Origin of the sequence: Pseudomonas sp. G34, from assembly GCF_031119625.1 — a bacterium.
Classification (GTDB): domain Bacteria; phylum Pseudomonadota; class Gammaproteobacteria; order Pseudomonadales; family Pseudomonadaceae; genus Aquipseudomonas.
In genome coordinates this window covers 252,334-271,525 of sequence record NZ_JAVHZV010000009.1, presented here as the reverse complement: position 1 = coordinate 271,525, position 19,192 = coordinate 252,334, and the positions used below count along the sequence as shown (strand labels likewise).

General features: G+C 64.8%; 22 protein-coding genes. 9 read left to right on the top strand and 13 right to left on the bottom strand.

Annotated features, from left to right (window positions below; genetic code table 11):
- Positions 1-18: 18 nt before the first annotated feature.
- The gene (locus tag QYS36_RS06770; RefSeq protein WP_308838750.1) at positions 19-414 is read right to left on the bottom strand and encodes a DUF2513 domain-containing protein; all 396 of its coding nucleotides are present in this window, start codon (positions 412-414) and stop codon (positions 19-21) included.
- Between the two features lie 211 nt (positions 415-625).
- On the opposite strand from QYS36_RS06770, the gene QYS36_RS06765 reads away from it, so the two are divergent.
- The gene (locus QYS36_RS06765; RefSeq protein WP_308838749.1) at positions 626-1,003 is read left to right on the top strand and encodes a Rho termination factor N-terminal domain-containing protein; all 378 of its coding nucleotides are present in this window, start codon (positions 626-628) and stop codon (positions 1,001-1,003) included.
- Positions 1,004-1,014: 11 nt separating this feature from the next.
- Positions 1,015-1,275 carry a DUF2892 domain-containing protein gene (locus tag QYS36_RS06760; RefSeq protein ID WP_308838748.1) on the top strand — a complete coding sequence of 87 codons (261 nt, stop codon included), beginning with the start codon at positions 1,015-1,017 and terminating at the stop codon, positions 1,273-1,275.
- 10 nt (positions 1,276-1,285) lie between these two features.
- Here the strand turns inward: QYS36_RS06760 and QYS36_RS06755 are convergent, their stop codons facing one another.
- On the bottom strand, positions 1,286-1,678 hold the full coding sequence (locus QYS36_RS06755) for a hypothetical protein (RefSeq protein WP_308838747.1): 393 nt from the start codon (positions 1,676-1,678) through the stop codon (positions 1,286-1,288).
- Between the two features lie 216 nt (positions 1,679-1,894).
- Here QYS36_RS06755 and QYS36_RS06750 point away from each other — a divergent pair, with 216 nt between their 5' ends.
- Together QYS36_RS06750 and QYS36_RS06745 are read left to right on the top strand one after the other, a co-directional pair.
- Positions 1,895-2,344: a MarR family transcriptional regulator gene (locus QYS36_RS06750; protein ID WP_308838746.1), complete on the top strand. Its 450-nt coding sequence runs from the start codon at positions 1,895-1,897 to the stop codon at positions 2,342-2,344.
- Positions 2,345-2,536: 192 nt separating this feature from the next.
- Positions 2,537-2,965: an organic hydroperoxide resistance protein gene (locus tag QYS36_RS06745; protein WP_013791921.1), complete on the top strand. Its 429-nt coding sequence runs from the start codon at positions 2,537-2,539 to the stop codon at positions 2,963-2,965.
- A 58-nt stretch (positions 2,966-3,023) separates the two neighbouring features.
- Here the strand turns inward: QYS36_RS06745 and QYS36_RS06740 are convergent, their stop codons facing one another.
- Entirely contained in the window at positions 3,024-3,293 is a 270-nt protein-coding gene (locus QYS36_RS06740; protein WP_308838745.1) for an antibiotic biosynthesis monooxygenase, read from the bottom strand.
- A 61-nt stretch (positions 3,294-3,354) separates the two neighbouring features.
- On the bottom strand, positions 3,355-4,092 hold the full coding sequence (locus QYS36_RS06735; RefSeq protein WP_308838744.1) for an SDR family oxidoreductase: 738 nt from the start codon (positions 4,090-4,092) through the stop codon (positions 3,355-3,357).
- A 287-nt stretch (positions 4,093-4,379) separates the two neighbouring features.
- Here QYS36_RS06735 and QYS36_RS06730 point away from each other — a divergent pair, with 287 nt between their 5' ends.
- Positions 4,380-5,291, top strand: a complete 912-nt coding sequence (locus QYS36_RS06730; RefSeq protein ID WP_308838743.1) for an AraC family transcriptional regulator — start codon at positions 4,380-4,382, stop codon at positions 5,289-5,291.
- A gap of 535 nt (positions 5,292-5,826) precedes the next feature.
- On the opposite strand, the gene QYS36_RS06725 is transcribed toward QYS36_RS06730, so the two are convergent.
- From QYS36_RS06725 to dnaX, 6 genes are all read right to left on the bottom strand, one after another.
- Positions 5,827-8,316, bottom strand: a complete 2,490-nt coding sequence (locus QYS36_RS06725) for a TonB-dependent siderophore receptor (protein ID WP_308838742.1) — start codon at positions 8,314-8,316, stop codon at positions 5,827-5,829.
- Between the two features lie 422 nt (positions 8,317-8,738).
- A complete protein-coding gene (locus tag QYS36_RS06720; RefSeq protein WP_308838741.1) occupies positions 8,739-9,686 on the bottom strand; it encodes a FecR domain-containing protein in 948 nt (315 codons plus the stop codon).
- A gap of 3 nt (positions 9,687-9,689) precedes the next feature.
- The gene (locus QYS36_RS06715) at positions 9,690-10,196 is read right to left on the bottom strand and encodes a sigma-70 family RNA polymerase sigma factor (RefSeq protein ID WP_308838740.1); all 507 of its coding nucleotides are present in this window, start codon (positions 10,194-10,196) and stop codon (positions 9,690-9,692) included.
- A gap of 127 nt (positions 10,197-10,323) precedes the next feature.
- Entirely contained in the window at positions 10,324-10,923 is a 600-nt protein-coding gene (gene recR / locus QYS36_RS06710) for a recombination mediator RecR (RefSeq protein WP_308838739.1), read from the bottom strand.
- 155 nt (positions 10,924-11,078) lie between these two features.
- Positions 11,079-11,405: a YbaB/EbfC family nucleoid-associated protein gene (locus QYS36_RS06705; RefSeq protein WP_042555660.1), complete on the bottom strand. Its 327-nt coding sequence runs from the start codon at positions 11,403-11,405 to the stop codon at positions 11,079-11,081.
- 17 nt (positions 11,406-11,422) lie between these two features.
- The gene (dnaX, locus tag QYS36_RS06700) at positions 11,423-13,516 is read right to left on the bottom strand and encodes a DNA polymerase III subunit gamma/tau (RefSeq protein WP_308838738.1); all 2,094 of its coding nucleotides are present in this window, start codon (positions 13,514-13,516) and stop codon (positions 11,423-11,425) included.
- 586 nt (positions 13,517-14,102) lie between these two features.
- Here dnaX and QYS36_RS06695 point away from each other — a divergent pair.
- Both QYS36_RS06695 and QYS36_RS06690 read left to right on the top strand, forming a co-directional pair.
- Positions 14,103-14,324, top strand: coding sequence for a hypothetical protein (locus QYS36_RS06695; protein WP_308838737.1), 222 nt, complete (start codon positions 14,103-14,105; stop codon positions 14,322-14,324).
- 113 nt (positions 14,325-14,437) lie between these two features.
- A complete protein-coding gene (locus QYS36_RS06690) occupies positions 14,438-14,725 on the top strand; it encodes a DUF3509 domain-containing protein (protein ID WP_308838736.1) in 288 nt (95 codons plus the stop codon).
- A 60-nt stretch (positions 14,726-14,785) separates the two neighbouring features.
- On the opposite strand, the gene QYS36_RS06685 is transcribed toward QYS36_RS06690, so the two are convergent.
- The gene (locus QYS36_RS06685) at positions 14,786-15,316 is read right to left on the bottom strand and encodes a DUF1287 domain-containing protein (protein WP_308838945.1); all 531 of its coding nucleotides are present in this window, start codon (positions 15,314-15,316) and stop codon (positions 14,786-14,788) included.
- A gap of 216 nt (positions 15,317-15,532) precedes the next feature.
- Here QYS36_RS06685 and QYS36_RS06680 point away from each other — a divergent pair, with 216 nt between their 5' ends.
- The gene (locus tag QYS36_RS06680; RefSeq protein ID WP_308838735.1) at positions 15,533-15,709 is read left to right on the top strand and encodes a PA1571 family protein; all 177 of its coding nucleotides are present in this window, start codon (positions 15,533-15,535) and stop codon (positions 15,707-15,709) included.
- Between the two features lie 24 nt (positions 15,710-15,733).
- Here QYS36_RS06680 and pdxB read toward each other — a convergent pair whose 3' ends face one another.
- A complete protein-coding gene (gene pdxB / locus QYS36_RS06675) occupies positions 15,734-16,885 on the bottom strand; it encodes a 4-phosphoerythronate dehydrogenase PdxB (RefSeq protein ID WP_308838734.1) in 1,152 nt (383 codons plus the stop codon).
- 104 nt (positions 16,886-16,989) lie between these two features.
- Between pdxB and QYS36_RS06670 the strand changes: the two genes are divergently transcribed.
- Entirely contained in the window at positions 16,990-18,378 is a 1,389-nt protein-coding gene (locus tag QYS36_RS06670; RefSeq protein WP_308838733.1) for an MATE family efflux transporter, read from the top strand.
- Between the two features lie 522 nt (positions 18,379-18,900).
- Here the strand turns inward: QYS36_RS06670 and tusA are convergent.
- Complete coding sequence (tusA, locus tag QYS36_RS06665) at positions 18,901-19,143, bottom strand: sulfurtransferase TusA (protein ID WP_070887113.1); 243 nt, start codon at positions 19,141-19,143, stop codon at positions 18,901-18,903.
- Between the last annotated feature and the right edge of the window lie 49 nt (positions 19,144-19,192).

The following is a 19,192-nucleotide window of genomic DNA, read 5'->3' as shown; positions in this document are numbered from 1 at the left end:
CGGAGTTAGCTCCCTGAATCAGTTGTAGACGTGGCCGTTATGACCCTCTTCGCTGCCGCGGCTGGCAAACAACATGGAATCCGCGGTCGGCGCGTTCTTCAGCCCTTCATAGGTGATGCCACCAGCGCGGGCCTGCAGATAGGCCTTCTTGGCTTCCCACAGCGACTCCTCGCGGATGCCATCGAGCAGGTCGTGGCCGGTCAGGGTCAGGCCGTTGGCGATGGAGACCGGTGCACCATTCCAGGGATGGTGCTGGGAGCACTCGATCAGATTGGCTTGGCACATCAAATGAATATGGTAGCTGACCGATTCGGCGCTGTGCTCGCCGACCTGCTGCGGGTAGAAGTGATGTCCGGTTTCCAGTGCTTCGATCTGCAGCAGCAGTTCACGGATCAGTTCCCAATCTCGTTTCATCATCGATCTCCTCGAATAAGGTTCAGCGGCTGGGGGGCGCACGCCAGAGCTCGGCGCGCCCTGCCCCAAAAGCACTTAGCAGTGAGTCCGGCACCTGCGGCAGAGTTCAATGCGTCTGCCCAATTGCCGACTACCACTCATCCAGCACCTTGAACCCGATTGATTACAAACCTGCCACAACACTATCCATTCGCCGATCGGGAGAACTGATATGCCACGTGGAAGCAAGGACAAGTACACCGTTGCCCAGAAGCGCAAGGCCACGGCCATCGAATCCAGTTATGAACAACGCGGCGTTGCCGAGGACGAAGCACGCGCTCGGGCCTGGGCGACCGTCAACAAGCAATCCGGTGGCGGCGAACGAGCCGGCGGCTCGGGGCGGCAGACCAGCCAGGCGCAGAAGGCCGGCGCCCGCCAGGACTCCGCTCGCCAGGCAGCGGCCAGCCGGCGTGGCGAAGCGCACCCGGCCCGGCCCCTGGAAAAGCAGAGCAAGCAGGAGCTGCTGCACCTGGCCCGCGCCCGGCAGATCAGCGGCCGCTCGAGCATGCGCAAGGCCGAACTGGTCAGCGCTCTTAAGAAAGCCTCTTGAACGGAGCGTCCATGCCTGACCATGACCAGCACCGCAGTGCGATCAACCTGGCGCCCATGGAGCGGGTGATTTCCATTGCCGGTGGCGCGCTGCTGATTCGCAAGGGCCTGGCGATTGGTGGCGTGTTCGGGTTGACCGACATCGCTGCCGGTGCGCTGGGCATCTTTCGCGGCGTGACCGGCATCTGCCCGGCGAAACGGCGCATGGCGGCGCGCGGCAAGAAGGCCGCCACGCTCAAGCGCCTGCCGCCGCCGCGGCGCCTGCTGGACTGAGAACGGCGGTTCAGCGGGAGGAGCAGATCATCGCCAGAAACTGGTTTTCGGTACTGGTGCCATGGGGTGCGGCTTCATCCCAGAGCAGCAGTTCGCCGTTGTAATAGGCGAAATACAGCGCTTGCTCCTGGTCGTTGTGCCTGGCAAAACCGCAAACCGCCAGGTCATCGCCGGCCGCATTGGTAGCCGTGCCGAACAGCGAATCGAACTCGACGCCCTCGGCATCGATCGCCGTGAACAGGCTGGCCTTGGCTGCCTCGATATCGGCGTCGCTCGGGGTCACCTGCACGCGGGTCGGGTTGCTCTTGCCGGTCACCGGGGCTTGCAGCGCGGCAGGCTTGCCGGGGCTGGTGCAACCGCTCAGCAGTAGCACAGCGGCGAAACCGGCCATCAGGATCTTCATGTATTCACTCCATTGCGTCCGCTCGGCGCCACAGCTGTACAACGAGGCGGCGAGGCATTGTATGCCAGATAGCTGACGGCACGTGGCGGCTGCCTCGATATTTGCCTGCGACAGACGGTAGCAGCAGCGCAGGCTCGCCGTTTGCCGCTTTGGCTGGCATCGACCGGATCGCCGCGCTAAATTGCCTGCCTGCCCTGCCCTCACCCTGGAGCCTCCATGACCACCGATGACACCTGCGCCGATCTGCTGCTCGACAACCAGGTGTGCTTCGCCCTGCATTCGACCTCGCTGATGATGACCAAGGTCTACAAGCCGCTGCTCAGGAAGCTCGGCCTGACCTATCCGCAGTACCTGGCGATGCTGGTGTTATGGGAAGGCGACGGCATCACCGTGAGCGAGATCAGCGCGCGCCTGCTCACCGATCCCGGCTCGCTGACCCCGCTGCTCAAGCGCCTGGAGGCCGAGGGGCTGATCGACCGCAAGCGCAGCAGCAGTGATGAGCGCGTGGTGCACCTGTACCTCACCGACAAGGGCCGCGCCCTGCACAGCGAAGCCCGGCAGATTCCCGGGTGCATTCTCGATGCCAGTGCACAAACGGCCGAGCGCCTGGCCAGCCTTACCGCGCAGCTGACCGCCCTGCGCAAGCAATTGCAGGACAGCCTCTGAGCACCTGCCTGCAATCGACAGGTAACGGCCTGGGTCTACACTGAGTAGACCGCAAAGGACGCCGGACTCGACCGTTTGTACCTTCCCTCAAAAAATACCTTGCGCGCTAAATAAATCACGACTAGAGTTCGCCTCGAGCAGTTAAATTGCGCACTAACAAACATCGCACAAATCAATCACGAGGATTTCACCATGTCGATCGAAACCGTTGCCTACCGCGCCTACGCTGAAGCCACTGGTGGCCGTGAAGGCCGTGCCATTTCCTCGGACGGCGTGCTGGATGTCGCGCTGACCACCCCGAAAGAGCTGGGCGGTGCTGGCGGCCAGGGCACCAACCCCGAGCAACTGTTCGCCGCCGGCTATTCGGCCTGCTTTCTGGGCGCGATCAAGTTCGTCGCCGCCCGTGACAAGCACAAGGTGTCGCCGGACAGCTGGATCGAAGGCATCGTCGGCATTGGCGCCGTGCCCACCGGTTTCGCCATCGAGGTGGAGCTGAAGATCACCCTGCCGGGCCTCGACCGTGAAGAAGCCAAGGCGCTGATCGACAAGGCGCACATCGTTTGCCCCTACTCCAACGCCACCCGCGGCAACATCGACGTGACCCTGACCCTGGTCGAGTAAGCGCGTACCGCGAGCATGAAAACGCCCCGGCCAGTGCCGGGGCGTTGTCGTTTTGCGCTCAGGCGGCGCGGCTCTGCAGTTGCTGAACCGCCCCGCTCCGCCAGGCACTATTCAACACTTCCTGCAGCAACGGTTGGGCGAAATAGCGCTCCAGATCGGCGCGGCTGCGCCAACGGCTGTGCAACTGCCAGCGCCGGCGATCCTGCCGCAGCTCGAACGCCAGGCACCCTTCCAGGCGCAGCGTCGGCTCCAGCAGGTCACGCAGGTAGCCACCCAGTTCCTCACAACGACCTGGAGCGGCTTCGAGCACGGTGATGTGGGTCTGCATGGACAGGGTTCTCCTCCAAAGGTGTTCGGGAGGCGGCGCCAGATCGTGGCGCCGCGTTGGCTCAGTGGATGCTCGCGGTGGGGCGTACGACCAGCTCGCTGACGTCGACATCCGCCGGCTGCTCGATGGCATAGGCCACGGCACGGGCGATGGCCGACGGGCTGATGGCCACCTTGCGGAATTCGCGCATGGCCTCGCGGGCGCCCTCATCGGAAATGCTCTCGGCCAGCTCGGACTCCACCACCCCGGGGGACACCAGGGTGACGCGGATATCGCCGCCGACTTCCTGGCGCAGGCCATCGCTGATCGCCCGCACCGCGTACTTGGTGGCGCAGTACACCGCAGCGGTTGGCGATACCCGGTAGGCACCGATCGACGCCACGTTGATGATCTGCCCACTGCGCTGCTTCTGCATGACCGGCAAGGCGGCCGCGATGCCGTGCAGTACGCCACGGATGTTGACGTCGATCATGCGGTTCCACTCGTCCAGCTTGAGCGCCTCGAGCATCGACAGCGGCATCACGCCGGCATTGTTGAGCAGCACGTCGATACGCCCATACTCGGCCATGGCGGCGTCCGCGAAGGCCTGCACATCGGCGGCGTCGGTGACGTCCAAACGGCGGGCGATGGCCTGGCCTCCGGCAGTGCGGATATCCGCCACCAGTTGCTCGAGGCGCTCGACTCGGCGGGCGCCGAGTACCACCCGCGCGCCCTTCTCGGCCAGCAGGCGGGCACAGCCTTCGCCAATGCCACTGCTGGCACCGGTGATCAATACGACTTTTTCCTGGATGTTGTTCATGGTCCGATCCTCTGGTCAGTGCGGCTCACTGCGCCGCGATGGGTCCAGAGTAGGAGCCGGGGGCCATTTCTGGTTAGCCGGATACTGGAACATTCTTGCCTGATCGTGCAGATCTGCGTACGGCCGGCGTCATCACTGCGGCGCCGCGGGGCGTGTGGCGAGCAAGATTGCCTATTGCTGTTTCAAGCTTGCCCAATACTCCGAACATCCAGCGCCACGCAGGACGTCTGGGCAATTCCCGGATAGGCTTCGCGCAAAATCCGCGCAACTTCGCGAGTGAACAGCCAATGCACGTCGAACAGCCCGAAGACCTGGCTCCCCGCCAGCGTGAACTGGCCCAGCTGATCCAGCAGAAAACCCCAAGCGAGGGCATGCACGAGACCCTCATTGACGGTCTCGGCCTGGCCTACACCACGGCGCCCAGCCTGCCCATGCCGACGCTCTATCGGCCCTGCCTGTGCATCATCGCCCAGGGCCGCAAGGAAGTGCGCCTCGGCGCCGAGCAGTATTACTACGATTCGCTCAACTACCTGGTGGCCTCGGTGACCCTGCCGGTAACCGGCCAGGTGATCGAGGCGACACCGGAGCAACCCTACCTGAGCGTGCGCCTGGACATCGACCCGGCGCTGATCAGCGAACTGCTCGCCGCCGCCGGCCCGATCGGTCTGCCGGCGCCCGGCGCCAAGCGCGCGCTGTTCGTCGACCGCCTGGACGCCTCGATGCTCGATGCGGTAATTCGCCTGCTGCGCCTGCTCGACACCCCGCGCGATGCCGCCATGCTGGCGCCGCTGGCGCTGCGCGAGATCTTCTATCGGCTGCTGCGCAGCCCCCAGGGCCAGCGCCTGCGCGAGATCGTCATGGCCGACAGCCAGAGCCACCGTATCGCCCGCGCCATCGAATGGATCAACCGCCACTACGACAAGCCGCTGCGCATCGAGGAGCTGGCCCGCGAGGTCAACCTCAGCGCCTCGACCCTGCATCATCGCTTCAAGGCAGTTACCGCACTGAGCCCGCTGCAGTATCAGAAGCAGCTGCGCCTGCAGGAAGCGCGCCGGCTGATGTTCAGCGAAGGCCTGGAAGCGGCCTCGGCGAGTTTCCGCGTCGGCTACGAAAGCCCCTCGCAGTTCAGCCGCGAGTACAGCCGCCTGTTCGGCGCGCCACCGCTGCGCGACATGCTGCGGCTACGCAACGCGGGTTGAGCGTAAATGGGCTGCTAAAAGGCAGAAGCGGCATCCAGCGCTTTGGCTTTTTTATGTTTCTCTCGTGCAAAAGTAACTGACGACGCCAATCGCCCCTTCAGGAGGCCGAGTGGAATCGTTGTGGAGAGGGTTGAGCGACATGGATGTCGCGAGAGCCGCGATGGGCCAAGGATGGCCCTTCGTGGGGGGGCCGCCTAGGCCGGGCCCTCGGAACAATGATGGAGCGAGGGAACCCCGGCGAAGCTGGGGCCGGATGCCGGGGCTAGACCTTTTGGTTTCTTTTGGCGGGGCCGGCCATCCGGGCGATGCCAAAAGAAACCCGCTCGTCAGAGCGGAACCGAGCACATAAACAACTCGGTAATGCTGGCGGACTCATGTCGGTACGAGCGGGGACGCCCAGTCCATGCCCGAGATTTTTCGCGGGCATGGCCCGCTCCCACAGATAATCACCAGCCACCCTAACGGGGGCGACTGGCCGCTCCCGCCGCTTTGCAGCCCGCGTCGATGAATCCGAACGCAGCGACAAAGCCGTCTCTCAGAAACGCTGAGTAAGGGTCGCCGTCACCGTCCGCTCCTCACCCAGGTAACAGGCCACCGCCGAATAGCAGGACGCCACGTAGTACTCGTCGGTAAGGTTGTTGGCGGTAAGGCGCAGCGATGTGCCGTTCAGGCCGACCTGGCTCAGGTCGTAGCCGATGGAGGCATCGAACAGGGTGTAGGACGGCACGTCGAAATCGTTCAGCTCACTGCCCTCGCTCTGGCCGACATAGCGCGCACCGGCGCCGACGCTGAGGCCGGCCAGCGCGCCGTCGCTGAAGCGGTAGTCGGCCCACAGGCTGGCCATGCGCTCGGGCGTTTGTGGCGGGGTATTGCCTTTGGCGTCGACCACGGCACTGCCGGCGTTGACGAAGTAGGACTTGCTGTACGACACGTCCGCGTAGGTGTAGCTGGCGATCAGCTGCAGGTTGTCGACGGGTTTGAAACGCGCCTCCAGCTCCACGCCACGGGAACGAATGCCACCGACGCCCTTGTAGAAACTGTCGGTGACCAGGCTGTTTTCCTTGGCAAACAGGTTCTCCATCTCCAGGTTGAAGAACGACAGGGTGTAGAGGTCGTCCGTGCCTGGCGGCTGGAATTTGAGGCCGGCTTCCCATTGCTCGCCGGTGGTCGGGTCGAGAATCTGCGCGCCACTGGAATAGTTGGACGTCGGGTTGAACGAGGTCGAGTAGCTGACGTAGGGCGACACGCCGTTATCGAACGCATAGAGCACGCCGACGTGGCCGCTGAGTTTCTCGCCCTGGTTATCGTCCTTGCCACTGATCTCGTCATCGATGGACACGTCATACCAGTCCTGACGCACACCGAACGACAGGTTCCAGTTACCGATCTCGACCAGATCCTGCAGGTACAGGCCGGTCTGTTTCTGCCGGCGCAGGGCGTCGGTCACCGGGGTGATGGAGCTCAGGGCGTTGTTGCCGTAGACCGGATCGAACACGTCGATGGGGGTGACCGAGCCCGGCGGCTGCAGGATCGAGTTGTCACGCTGGTCGGCGATCTTGTTCTTCGAATACTGATAGTCCAGGCCCAGTACCAGAGTGTGCTGGGCTGCGCCGGTGGCGAAGTCGGCCTGCAGCATGTTGTCGACGATCCAGGCGTGCAAACGCTCCTGGCCGCCGCTGTAGCCGCGATACAGCTCGTTGCTGGTGTCGCTCAGGTAGCCGGAGGCCCAGATCTGGCTGTTCGACACCCGGGCATCCACGTAGCGAAAGTTCTGCCGCGCACTCCAGGTGTCGTTGAAGCGGTGCTCGAGCTCGTAGCCGGCCATCTGCTGGGTGCGGGTGAACTCCTCGACGCCGGGGTCACCCTCGAAAAAGCCGCTCGAGATACGCCGCCCATCCCGTTTGTGCACGGTGCCGGAAGCCGGCAGGCTGCCGTGATAGCCACCGTTGGGATCGTCCTGCAGGTAGGCATAGAGGGTCATGAAGGTGTCGTCGCTGAGGTTCAGCGCCAGGCTGGGCATCAGCGCATAGCGCGTCTCGGTGACGTGATCGGCCTGGGCATCGGCATCCTTGGCCAGGCCGACGACGCGGTAGGCGATGTTCTCGTTCAGCGGCCCGGTGACATCGAAGCCCAGGGACTTGCGGGCGTTGTTGCCATAGGACAGGTCCACCCGACCGGACTGGGTGAATTCCGGCCGTTTGGTGCTGATGGCCGCCAGGCCACCGGGGTTGCTGCGGCCATACAGCACCGAAGACGGGCCCTTGAGAATGTCGATGCGCTCGATGAAGTACGGGTCGATCTGCAGGCTGCTGTAGGAGCCGGGATCGCCCATGGACTTCAGGCCATCGATGGTGATGTTGTCCACCGAGCCATCGTTGATGCCACGAATCGCCAGGTAGTCGTAGCGATGCGTGTTGCCATAGGGGTTGGTCAGCACGCCCGGGCTGTAGCGCATGGCATCGGCGGCGCTGAGCGCGCCCTGGCGCTCGATCTGCTCACGGGTGACCACCGACACGCTCTGCGCGGTTTTCGCCAGCGCCTTGCTGGTCTTGGTCGACACGCTGCTGTGGGTGGCGTTGTAACCGTCCATGCTGCCCAGGGCGTTACCCAGGGCGAACGCGCGCACATCGGTGCTTTCCAGCTCCAGCGACGTGCTGCCGGCTTGCGCGGCGGCCTGCAGCGAGTAGCCGCCGTGGCCATCGGCAACGGCCAGCAGGCCACTGCCCTGCAGCAGCCGGGCGAAGCCTTCGTCGACCCCCGCCTCGCCCTGCAGCCCCGGGCTCTGTTTGCCGGCGGTCAGCCGCCCATCGACCGACAGCAGCACCCCCGCCTCCGCCGCGAAACGGCTCAGCGCGTCCGCCAGCGAGCCTGCCGGAATCTGATAGCTGCGCGCCGCCTGCTGGTGGCTGCCGGCAACGATAGCCTGGGCCTGCACCAGCAGCGGTGAGCAGGCTGCCAGGGCCAGGGTGGCCAGGCGGATCGAGCGGCGCAGATCAAGGGGCGGGAAGCGGAGCGGTGACGACATGCAGGAGTCCTCGAGACATCGCCCGCGCAGGGTGCGCAAGGGCCGGATACACAGAGGCCAGACGAGATCGAAAAAGGGGAACCGCCCTCGCAAGTTTTTTGCATGCTAGGGTCTGTTGCCGTTTCAACGCGAGCCGCGTTGCTGCGAGAAATCTCGCCAGGCCGGGCGGCGATCCGCTAGGCGGAGGACGTAGGGAATGGACTAGCCGTCCGCGTTTTCCCTTGCCAAGTCCTCCAACAACGCATGGCGAGATTTCTCGCGCAACCTAGGCGGCCCCACCCGAAGGGCCGGGCCCGTTTTGTCGCGATGCGGCGTTTCTCGCCGGCTCATTTAGCCCACTAAACTTCGCGGCTCGTGCCTTGCCTCGCGGCAAAACGGGCTCCGGCGCGGCCGTGCGTGAAACGGCAACAGACCCTAGGGCATCAGCCGGCCAGCGGCTCTATCGTCACCCACCACGGCAGCCGCCGATTGACGCGAATCGGCAGGCTGCCGGCCAGGGCCTGGAGAATGCGCTCGGGGTCGTTCAGCGGATAGGCACCGACCAGGCGCAGATCGGCGACCCGCGGGTCGCAGCCCAGGTAACCCGGCAGGTAATCGGCCAACTCCTCGATGAAATCGCCGAGGGGTCGGTCATTGGCCAGCAACACGCCGCGACTCCAGGCCTGGCGCGCCGGGTCTGCCGGCGCGCTGGCCGAGATACCCTCAGTACCGATGCGCACCTGATGGCCGGCCTCCAGCACCTGCGCGGCACGCCCGGCCGAGGGCTCGATACGCACCGCCCCCGCGAATACGCTGAGCTGGCTGAAGTCGTTGCCCTCGCGCACGCTGAACCGCGTGCCCATGGCCTGCAGCCGCCCGTGCCGGGTATCGAGCAACAGGGGCCGCGGATCAGCTGCCGTGTCGATCAATACCTCGCCCTGCAGCAGCCGCAGCAACCGCGTCGAAGCGCTGTAGTCGACATCCACTGCCGTGCGGCTGCCCAGCCAGAGATGGCTGCCATCAGCCAGGCGCACATCACGGATTTGCCCGGTGCCGGTGCGCTCACTGACCAGCCATGCCTGCCACGGCCTGCCCTGCCCGGCAGCAGCCAGCAAGCCTGCGCCACCGAGCACGGCGAACAGCCCGAGCACCTGCCGCCGGCTGCGCACTGGGTGGCGCAAGGCCTGCGCCGCAGCGCGACGCTGGGTGTCGGCCGGCAGCCTGGCGAACTGGCTGCTGATCGCCTCGACCCGCTGCCAGGCCGCGGCATGCTCGGGCCGCGCTGACAGCCAGTGCTGCCAGGCTCGTCGCTGCCGGTCGCTGACCGGTGGATCGGCAAGCACTGCGAACCATTCGGCAGCCTGCTGCAGAGCAGCGTGATCAGGCGCCACGGCTCAGCCCTCGGCCAACAGCAGGCACTGCAGCATGGCCTGGGCCATGTACTTCTTGACCATCCGCTCGGACACCTGCAGGCGCGTGGCGATGGCCCCATAGGTCAGGCCGTCGAGCTGCGAGAGCAGAAACGCCTCGCGCACCTTGGCCGGCAGGCGCAGCAACATGGCGTCGATGGCCAGCAGGGTTTCGATGATCAGCTCGCTGGTTTCCGGCGAAGGCGCGTGGGGCTCCGGCTGCAGGGCCAGGGCGTCGAGGTAGGCGCGCTCGATGGCCTGGCGGCGCCAGTGATTGACCAGCAGCGAATGGGCGATGGTCGACAGATAAGCGCGTGGCTCGCGCAGCGACGCCAGCTCGCGGTGCTTGCTGAGCAGGCGCACGAAGGTGTCCTGGGCCAGGTCCGCAGCGTTTTCCGTACAGCCCATGCGTTTGCGCAGCCAGCCGTTCAGCCAGCTGCTGTGCTCGCGGTACAGCTGCTGCAGGGACTGTTGGGAAGAAACGAGCGACATCGAGCACACCATTACCGTGCGTGGAAACCGAACGGATGGTAATGCTTCTCAGAAGCAAATTATATAAATTCTTGACTACTCACCGTGTGGACCAGGTGTCGCACACACCGGCACGCCGCGACACCACTCAGAGGGTGATCGGCCGCCGCCCCGCCAGGGCGTGAGCCAGGGTGCCGCCATCGACCAGCTCCAGCTCGCCACCGAGCGGCATGCCGTGGGCGATGCGCGAGGCGATGATGCCTTTGCCAGCAAGCAGCTGGGCAATGTAGTGAGCGGTCGCCTCGCCCTCCACCGTCGGGTTGGTGGCCAGGATCACTTCGCTGAACTGCCCCGCCTCGATACGCACCAGCAGTTCAGGAATGCCAATGGCCTCCGGGCCCAGGCCATCGAGCGGCGACAAGTGGCCCTTGAGCACGAAATAGCGGCCGCGAAAGCCGGTGTGCTCCACGGCATACACGTCCATCGGGCCTTCCACCACACAGAGCAGGCTGTCGTCGCGGCGCGGGTCCTCGCAAATCTGGCAAAGCTCGCTTTCGCTCAGGCTGCGGCACGATTTGCAATAGCCCACCCCCTCCATCGCCTGGCTCAACGCCTGGGCCAGCCGCTGCGCACCATTGCGATCGCGCTCGAGCAGTTGCAGCGCCATGCGCTGGGCGGTCTTCTGGCCGACGCCGGGCAGAATGCGCAGCGAATCGATCAGTTGGCGGATCAGGGGGCTGAAGCTCATGGTGCGAGGCTCGACGATGAAAGCGGAGAGATAGGGGAAGGCGTTGTTACGGAGGCTTCACGGCGGCAGCAGTCGTTCGATTCGGTGGGCTAAAGCCCACCCTACCTATGCGCGTGGGCCGTAGGGTGGGCTTCAGCCCAGCAAAATCGACTGCTTTAGAACGGCATCTTGAAGCCGGGTGGCAACTGCATCCCGGAGGTCATGCCGGACATCTTGTCCTGGCTGTTGGCCTCGATCTTGCGCACGGCGTCATTGACGGCCGCGGCGATCAGGTCTTCGAGAATTTCCTTGTCTTCCTGCATCAGGCTGTCGTCGAGGCTGACACGCTTGACGTCATGACGACCGGTCATCACCACGCTGACCAGGCCGGCACCGGACTGGCCGGTGACCTCGGCGTTGGCCAACTCTTCCTGCATCTTCTGCATCTTTTCCTGCATCTGCTGCGCCTGCTTCATCAGGCCGGCCATGCCACCTTTCATCATGATGTTGTCCTCGGTAGTCAGGGATTAACGATGTTATCGACAGGTTCGATACTGCCCGCACGCACGGAGGCGGCGAACTGAGAAATCATTTGCTGCACCAGCGGATCGTTCTGGATCGAGGCCTCGGCTTCACGCTGGCGATTGGCACGCTTGCGGGCGGCGGCCTGAGCCGGTGTTTCCTGCTCGGGCTTGATCAGCTCGATGCTCAGCTGCAGCTCGCGACCCTGGTAGGCGTTGAGCGCTTCGTTCAGGCGCCGCTGCTGGGTCGCATTGAACAGTGCACTGTGCCCGGGGTCGAGGTGCAAGAGCCACTTGTCGCCTTCGACGGCGATCAGCGTGCAGTTGGCGGCAATGCTGCCGGTCATGCCGCTCAGCCCCAGCTTGGGGAAGATCTCCAGCCACTCGGCGGCCAGCCCGGTGGCCGGCATCGCTGCCGGCTCGGGTTCGGGCTCGGCCTGGGGCTGATCATCGCCGAGGGCATCGGCGAAATCGTAATCCAGGTTGTCGGCGTCCATCGCCACGTAGTCGTAGTCGCCGGGGGGCGGCTCGTCATCGCTGTCGGGCGGGTTCAGGTCGCTGGTGTCGATCACCGGCACGTCAGCCAACTCTGGAACGGGCAGCTCGGCCGGCGGCTCCTGCTGCGCTTCGGCAGCGGGCTGCGGCGGCGCAGGTTGCTCGGCAACCGGCTCGGGAGCCGGCGCGGGTGTTTCGCTGACTGGTGCTGCGGGCGCGGCAACCTCGGCTTCGACCGGGGCATCTTCCCAGGGCGGAGTGACGGCCGGCGCGGCGGCAACCGGCGCCACCGCTGCCGGTACTGCAGCAGCGGGCGCAGCAACCGGCGCAGCAACCGGCGGCACGACGGCGGCCGGCGCCGGCTGGCTCGGGCTGACCGGCGCCTGTGGTGCAGCACTGACGACAGGCGCTGACGCAGCGGGCGCTGCGTCGGCCACCGGGTTTGCCTGGGGATCAGCCTTGGCCTGGCTGACCCCCAGCGGCTTTAGCGCCACCTTCGGGACGTCGCCCTCGCCCGCTGGCCGGAACGCCAGCATGCGCAGCAGCACCATCTCGAAACCGCTGCGCGGATCTGGCGCCAACGGCAGGTCGCGACGGCCGATCAGGCCCATCTGGTAATAGAACTGCACGTCTTCGGCCGGCAGTGCCTGGGCCAGGCCCAGCACCCGCTCGCGGTCGCCCTGGCCGTTGTCCACCGCATCCGGCAGCGCCTGGGCGATGGCCACGCGGTGCAGCACGTTGAGCATCTCGGCCAGCACGCCACTCCAGTCCGGGCCCTGCTCGGCGAGCTGACGCACCGCTTCGATCACGCCACGGGCATCGCCTTCGATCAGCGCATGCAGCACGCCATACACCTGGCCATGGTCGAGGGTGCCGAGCATGGAGCGCACGTCGGCAGCCAGCACCTTGCCCTCGCCAAAGGCGATGGCCTGGTCGGTCAGGCTCATGGCGTCGCGCATCGAACCGTCGGCGGCGCGGCCGAGCAGCCACAGGGCGTCGTCCTCGAAGGGAATGTTCTCGGCGCCCAGCACGTGGCTCAGGTGCTCGACCACCCGCTCCGGCGGCATGTTCTTCAGCGAGAACTGCAGGCAGCGCGACAGCACGGTGACCGGCAGCTTCTGCGGGTCAGTGGTGGCGAGCAGGAACTTGACGTGGGGTGGCGGCTCTTCCAGGGTCTTCAACAGGGCATTGAAGGAGCTGGTAGACAGCATGTGCACTTCGTCGATCAGGTAGACCTTGAAGCGCCCACGGCTTGGCGAGTACTGCACGTTGTCGAGCAGCTCGCGGGTGTCTTCGACCTTGGTGCGGCTGGCGGCGTCGACTTCGATCAGGTCGACGAAACGGCCTTCGTCGATCTCCCGGCACACCGAGCAGGTGCCACAGGGCGTCGAGCTGATGCCGGTTTCACAGTTCAGGCACTTGGCGATGATCCGCGCGATGGTGGTCTTGCCCACCCCGCGGGTACCGGTGAACAGATAGGCGTGGTGCAGGCGCTGGCTGTCGAGTGCGTTGATCAGCGCTTTCAGCACATGGGTCTGGCCGACCATCTCGCGAAACGAACGCGGGCGCCATTTGCGTGCAAGAACCTGATAACTCATTGAAAACCGTCGCCAGAGGAAAGCAAAAGAGCGCTAATGCTAGCTCAAATCGACCAACCAGTGCGACGCCGATCAGCGGACATAAAAAGATCGAATCCGGGCTGGCTAATTTTTATACAGGCAGGTATAGTTCGCCCCGTTCGTACCACGCTGCAAGTCATTCGGCCTCAAGGCCTTCCCGATGGTTTCCTGGCAATCGGCATCCAAACGATGCACGCATAACCGCCAAGACCCCCTCCGCTGACTGATCTGGCCGTCCCGCTCACGCGTCGACCTTGGCCAGCCTTCCGACGTACAGACCCGCTCCAGCAAGCCGTTGAAAAACTATCGGCGTTGCCATTGCTGCGTTGAAGCCATGCTCGAAAATGCTCATTTACAGCTCGTAAACTGCGCTTTCCTGCCTGCCTTCGTCTTGCACTGGCTGCCTCGCCCAGGCGCTCAACGACCCGCTGGTTCCACCTATTAAAGGTGGAACTTAAAAGCGCGCAGCTCGCTCCGATAACCAATCCCGCTGGCATGAGCCCGCGACCGGAGCCCTTTATTTATGGCGCGATCATGCGCCTGCAGTATCAGGAAACACCCGATTATGAATACCAATCAACAAATCCAAACCGCTATCCATACCCTTTCCAACGCTTTCGCCCCGCTGGCTTGCCATATTCTGGCCGCGCGCAAGGGCAGCTTCAGCTTCACCGTGGTGGATCACACCGGCGTGGCTCAGCACACCCAGCGCCTCTACCCGGGCCAATACTGCGCCGATACGCTGCCAGGCCTGATCGAGCGTACACGCCAGGCGCTGCGCCGCTAAATAGCGGGGCAAATGCGAAATTCATCACGATAAGTGCACGAAATAGCGGCCATCGTCGAACTAAATGAGTTCCAGTCACTCATAGGAGTTCCTACGTAAACTGGAGTTCGTCAATGGAAAATGGTAATCGACAGCTTGTCGAGAAGCTATTCGCCCCACTACGTGCCACCTTCAGTCGGCCTCGCCCGGACGGTAGCATCGTTCTTTCCCTGATCGATGAAGCGGACACCACCGCCTACAGCCGGGTCTTGCAAAAACTGCAGATCAACGATTCGAACGCGTTTGCCCAGAGCCTCGAAGACATCCGCCTGGAACTGGCCGTCAGGGCCGGCAACATTCCGGCAGACATGCGCAAGGTCCTCAAGGAACAGGACAGCGTCATCAGCTATCACCACGCCTGATAGCTGCCCCAACCGAAGCCCCGTAGCCCGAAAAGGCGCGGGGCTTCGTCGTTTCTGCACCTAGAAGCGGTAATGGCCAATGACGGGAAAGCGAAACAGGATGGCCTCCTCCCGGGTACCGGCGCCGATGTTGTGCAGGATCAATGGCTCGCCCGCGGCAGACAGGCGATCGGAAACGATGCCGATATGGGTCTGACCACGGCCCAGATCCCAGGTGACGATATCACCCGCGCGATAATCGGCGGCCTGGCGACCAATCTTGAGGGCCATGCCCTGGCGCCGCAACCAGGTCATCAGGTTGGGCACACGGCGGTGGTCGATGTTGCGATCCGGGCGCTTGAGCCCCCACTGCCGTGGGTACGCCGCGAAGTTCGCCGCCATGTCCTCGTGCACCGCCTTCTGCAGATCCAGGCCTTGCAGGCGCAGGGCGCGGATCACCACGTCGGTGCAAACCCCGGTTGCCACCGGCACGTCCCCGCCCGGATAGGCGATGCGCCGGTAGGCGGGATCGTAGGCCAGGGTCACGCCCACCTGCTCGCGGGCCCCGCTCACCAGGCGTGCAGGCTCGATGGCCGCCACCTGCAGGCTCATCAGGCAGCCCAGCAACAACAATGACGCTCTCAGCACTGCACGACTCCTTTCATGACCTGAGCCGTTCGACGGGCACTCTTCTTTAAATGGTAATTTTTTGCGACAGTATGGCTGGGCACGGTTGAAGCCTTATTGGGATGCCCCCATCACTAGATAACGTCGTCATGCAGGGATGCCCATTCGACAATGCGCATACCACTTGCTGAGGAGACCACAATGAGCAGCCCCGACAAGCAACAGGCACCGCAACCAGACAGCGACTGCGAGCTCGCCCACGGCGCGCTGATCGACCCTAGCGGCCGGGAAATTCCGATTACCGAAAGCATGATCCAGCAGGCATGCAGCGAGCTCGACCAGGCTGCCACAGCCAGTCAGCAGGATGCTTCCCACTGACGGGCCAGCACGGCGCACGCGTGATCATCTCGCGTCGATCACGCGCGCACCCAGCGCGCTGATCAGCGCCGCCAGCGGCTCGTCCACGCCGAGCAGCTCGACTTCCAGCCCTTCTATCTCACGGCGCATGGGATAACCCTTGCGCAACAGGTCGAAACCGGCCCTGCGCGCCTGCTCGTCGGCTACCAGGCTGCGCCGCAAATCCGCATCGTCACGCCGCGGGTCATAGACCGCACGGCATACCGTGGCCAATGCCCAGGACGGATCGCTGCCCGCGGCGATGCTCAGGCGCTGCAGCCAGCGCGCCGGGGTCAAGGCGTCCAGCGAGATGGCCGGCTCGATAGCCTGGTGTCGGCAGAACGCCTGGTAGATCTGCGCAGTGCCGCGCAACTTGCCATCCAGGCTGTAGCCAGCGATGTGCGGCGTGGCGATATGGCACAGCGCGGCCAGTTCGAGATCGACCAGCGGCTCGCCTTCCCACACGTCGAGCACCACATGCAGATCGGCGCCGCGCTGCAGGTGCGCGCGTAGCGCCCCGGTGTCGAGTACCGCGCCCCGGCTGGCGTTGATCAGCCAGGTGCCGGGGCGCAGCTGCTCGAGCAGATCGGCGTCGAACAGATGCCGGGTGGCGAACTCGCCGCCCTGCGTCAGCGGGGTGTGCACGCTGATCACGTCGCACTGCTCGACGATCTGCTGCAAGCTCACGTAATCGCCGCCCTCGGCGCGCTGCCGGGGCGGATCGCAGACCAGCACCCGCCAGCCCAGGGCGCGCAGTACCTTGATCAACCGTTCACCGACCTGGCCGGCGCCGACCACGCCATAGGTGCGCTGCGCCAGGTCGCTGCCCAGGCGCTCACCGAGCACCAGCAGGCTGCCGAGCAGGTAATCTACCACCCCGCGCGCATTGCAACCCGGGGCGCTGCTCCAGGCGATGCCGGCCTCGGCGAAATAATCGAGATCCAGATGGTCGGTGCCGATGGTGCAGGTGCCGACGAAGCTTACCGGGCTGCCGTGCAGCAGCGTGCGGTCGACGGCGGTGACCGAGCGCACCAGCAGCAGCTCGGCATCGGCAACCGCTGCGCGGTCGATGGCGCGCCCGGGCAGGCGACGAATTTCGCCGAAACCGGCGAAGAACTCGTCGAGCAGGGGAATGTTTTCGTCGGCAACTATGCGCATGGCAGCTCTCCACAAACCGGCGGGCATTCTACCTGCAAGTGCTGCGCTGCGCCTGGCTCCGTCAACGCGTAAACTAGGCGGTTTTCTCTGCCTTGCGAAACCCCATGCCTGTACAACCTCGCCTCCAGCGGGTGCGCACCGAACTGCGCACGCTGCTGGCCCTCGCTACCCCGATCATCATCGCGCAGCTGGCGTACACCGCCGTCGGTTTCGTCGACACCGTGATGTCCGGGCGCTACAGCGCCCGTGACCTGGCCGCCGTGGCCCTTGGCAACTCGATCTGGGTGCCGGTGTTCCTGCTGATGACCGGCATCCTGCTGGCCACCACGCCGAAGGTGGCCCAGCGCTTCGGCGCCGGCCAGCATGCCGAGATCGGGCCCCTGGTGCGCCAGGCCCTGTGGCTGGCCCTGGCAGTGGGCACCCTGGCCGGCGGCTTGCTGTGGAACGCCGAGTTCGTGCTGCACCTGATGAAGGTCGACGCGGACTTGATCGAGCCGACCATGGGTTACCTGCACGGCGTGGCGTTCGGCATGCCCTGCGTGGCGCTATTCCATGTACTGCGCTGCTACAGCGATGGCCTGGGCCGCACCCGCCCGGCCATGGTGGTGGGCCTGCTCGGCTTGCTGGCGAACATTCCGCTCAACTACGTGCTGATCTACGGCAAACTCGGCTTGTCGCCCCTGGGCAGCACCGGCTGCGGCTGGGCCACGGCACTGGCGATGCTGTTCATGCTCTTGGGCATGCTGTGGTGGATTCGCCGCGCGCCGGCCTACGCCGCGACCACGCCATTGCAGCGCTTCGAAGGCCCGGACTGGACACTGATCAAGCGTCTGCTGGGCATCGGCCTGCCGATCGGCATCGCGGTATTTGCCGAGTCAAGCATCTTCGCGGTCATTGCCCTGTTGATCGGCGGCCTGGGCGCGACCGTGGTCGCCGGGCACCAGATCGCCCTGAACTTCGCCTCGCTGGTGTTCATGATCCCCTACTCCATCGGCATGGCCGCCACCGTGCGCGTCGGCCAGGCGCTTGGCCGTGGCGACCCCCGTGAAGCGCGTTTCGCGGCCGGGGTGAGCATCGTCACCGCGCTGGCCTACGCCTGTCTATCGGCCACCTGCATGCTGCTGATGCTCGAGCCCATCGCGCGCATCTACTCCTCGGCGCCGGAAGTGATCGAAGTGGCCGTGGCGCTGATCATCTACGCCGCGCTGTTCCAGTTTTCCGATGCCATTCAGGTCACCGCCGCGGGCGCGCTGCGCGGCTATCAGGACACCCGGGCAACGATGATCCTGACCCTGTTCGCCTACTGGGGCATCGGCCTGCCGGTCGGCTACCTGCTGGGCCTGACCGACCTGCTCGGCGCCGCCAGCGGCCCGGCGGGGTTGTGGCAAGGGCTGATCGTCGGCCTGACCTGTGCGGCGCTGATGCTCACGCTGCGCCTGAAGATCAGCGCCAGCCGGCGGATTCGGATGCAGCAGGTGGCTGCGGTGGCTTAGCGGTCGCTCAACCCTGGCTACCAGTCCGTGGAATGAACACCGCGTCATCCGCAATGGTGGACAAGAAAAGCGTCGCCCACCCTACGGGCACGCAAGAAGGTCACAGTAGCCATCTCAGCGATCACTTGTGGGAGCGGGCCATGCCCGCGATTTTTCACGGGCATGGCCCGTTCCCACAAAGGCCAGTGACCGGCCGCCATTACCTCGAACCGCTCAACCAACCTTGTTGCGAATTCAGCTATGGGCGTACCGGGCGGCGTTCCGTTCGCGAGGCAGTACGCACTTGGAGTGCCGGCCACGAATCGTGGTACGAACCGGGCGTAAAGCGGCCGACCGTGGGAGCGGGCCATGCCCGCGAATGGTAGTCATGGACTACACGCGCCCGGTTCTTACAACAGCACGTCGCCCTATACTTCAGGCCACCCGATCAAGCCCGACTCCGTCGCGCCCCATCCAATCGATCGCGGGCATGGCCCGCTCCCACACATGTCAGGGCCGATAGCCGCTTTCGCTCACAACCCCTCAATCGACCTTCTTGCGGATCCAGTACAGGTAGGTCTCGGCATCCTGCGCCTGCTCCACCAGCTCATGGCCGAGAAACACGCAGAACTTGGGGATATCGCGCTGGGTCGAGGGGTCGGTGGCGATCACCTTGAGCAGGCCGCCGGCGGGCAGGTCGCGCACCTTGTTGTGCAGCATCATTACCGGCTCGGGGCAGAACAGGCCGGTGGCGTCGAGGGTATCGTCAGGGGTCGAATCGAGCATCACGGGCTCCGCGTCATCATTCTTGCACTTTTATGGAGTGGCCATCGGC

Coding starts and splice junctions, on each gene's coding strand:
- QYS36_RS06725 (WP_308838742.1), bottom strand. CDS start 8,316: ATGTCGTCACCGCTCCGCTTCCCGCCCCTTGATCTGCGCCGCTCGATC.
- recR (WP_308838739.1), bottom strand. CDS start 10,923: ATGAGCTTCAGCCCCCTGATCCGCCAACTGATCGATTCGCTGCGCATT.
- QYS36_RS06735 (WP_308838744.1), bottom strand. CDS start 4,092: ATGAACAACATCCAGGAAAAAGTCGTATTGATCACCGGTGCCAGCAGT.
- tusA (WP_070887113.1), bottom strand. CDS start 19,143: ATGCTCGATTCGACCCCTGACGATACCCTCGACGCCACCGGCCTGTTC.
- QYS36_RS06765 (WP_308838749.1), top strand. CDS start 626: ATGCCACGTGGAAGCAAGGACAAGTACACCGTTGCCCAGAAGCGCAAG.
- QYS36_RS06670 (WP_308838733.1), top strand. CDS start 16,990: ATGCCTGTACAACCTCGCCTCCAGCGGGTGCGCACCGAACTGCGCACG.
- QYS36_RS06715 (WP_308838740.1), bottom strand. CDS start 10,196: ATGTCGCTCGTTTCTTCCCAACAGTCCCTGCAGCAGCTGTACCGCGAG.
- QYS36_RS06695 (WP_308838737.1), top strand. CDS start 14,103: ATGAATACCAATCAACAAATCCAAACCGCTATCCATACCCTTTCCAAC.
- QYS36_RS06685 (WP_308838945.1), bottom strand. CDS start 15,316: ATGAGCCTGCAGGTGGCGGCCATCGAGCCTGCACGCCTGGTGAGCGGG.
- QYS36_RS06690 (WP_308838736.1), top strand. CDS start 14,438: ATGGAAAATGGTAATCGACAGCTTGTCGAGAAGCTATTCGCCCCACTA.
- QYS36_RS06760 (WP_308838748.1), top strand. CDS start 1,015: ATGCCTGACCATGACCAGCACCGCAGTGCGATCAACCTGGCGCCCATG.
- QYS36_RS06755 (WP_308838747.1), bottom strand. CDS start 1,678: ATGAAGATCCTGATGGCCGGTTTCGCCGCTGTGCTACTGCTGAGCGGT.
- pdxB (WP_308838734.1), bottom strand. CDS start 16,885: ATGCGCATAGTTGCCGACGAAAACATTCCCCTGCTCGACGAGTTCTTC.
- QYS36_RS06730 (WP_308838743.1), top strand. CDS start 4,380: ATGCACGTCGAACAGCCCGAAGACCTGGCTCCCCGCCAGCGTGAACTG.
- QYS36_RS06745 (WP_013791921.1), top strand. CDS start 2,537: ATGTCGATCGAAACCGTTGCCTACCGCGCCTACGCTGAAGCCACTGGT.
- QYS36_RS06750 (WP_308838746.1), top strand. CDS start 1,895: ATGACCACCGATGACACCTGCGCCGATCTGCTGCTCGACAACCAGGTG.
- QYS36_RS06680 (WP_308838735.1), top strand. CDS start 15,533: ATGAGCAGCCCCGACAAGCAACAGGCACCGCAACCAGACAGCGACTGC.
- QYS36_RS06705 (WP_042555660.1), bottom strand. CDS start 11,405: ATGATGAAAGGTGGCATGGCCGGCCTGATGAAGCAGGCGCAGCAGATG.
- QYS36_RS06770 (WP_308838750.1), bottom strand. CDS start 414: ATGAAACGAGATTGGGAACTGATCCGTGAACTGCTGCTGCAGATCGAA.
- dnaX (WP_308838738.1), bottom strand. CDS start 13,516: ATGAGTTATCAGGTTCTTGCACGCAAATGGCGCCCGCGTTCGTTTCGC.
- QYS36_RS06740 (WP_308838745.1), bottom strand. CDS start 3,293: ATGCAGACCCACATCACCGTGCTCGAAGCCGCTCCAGGTCGTTGTGAG.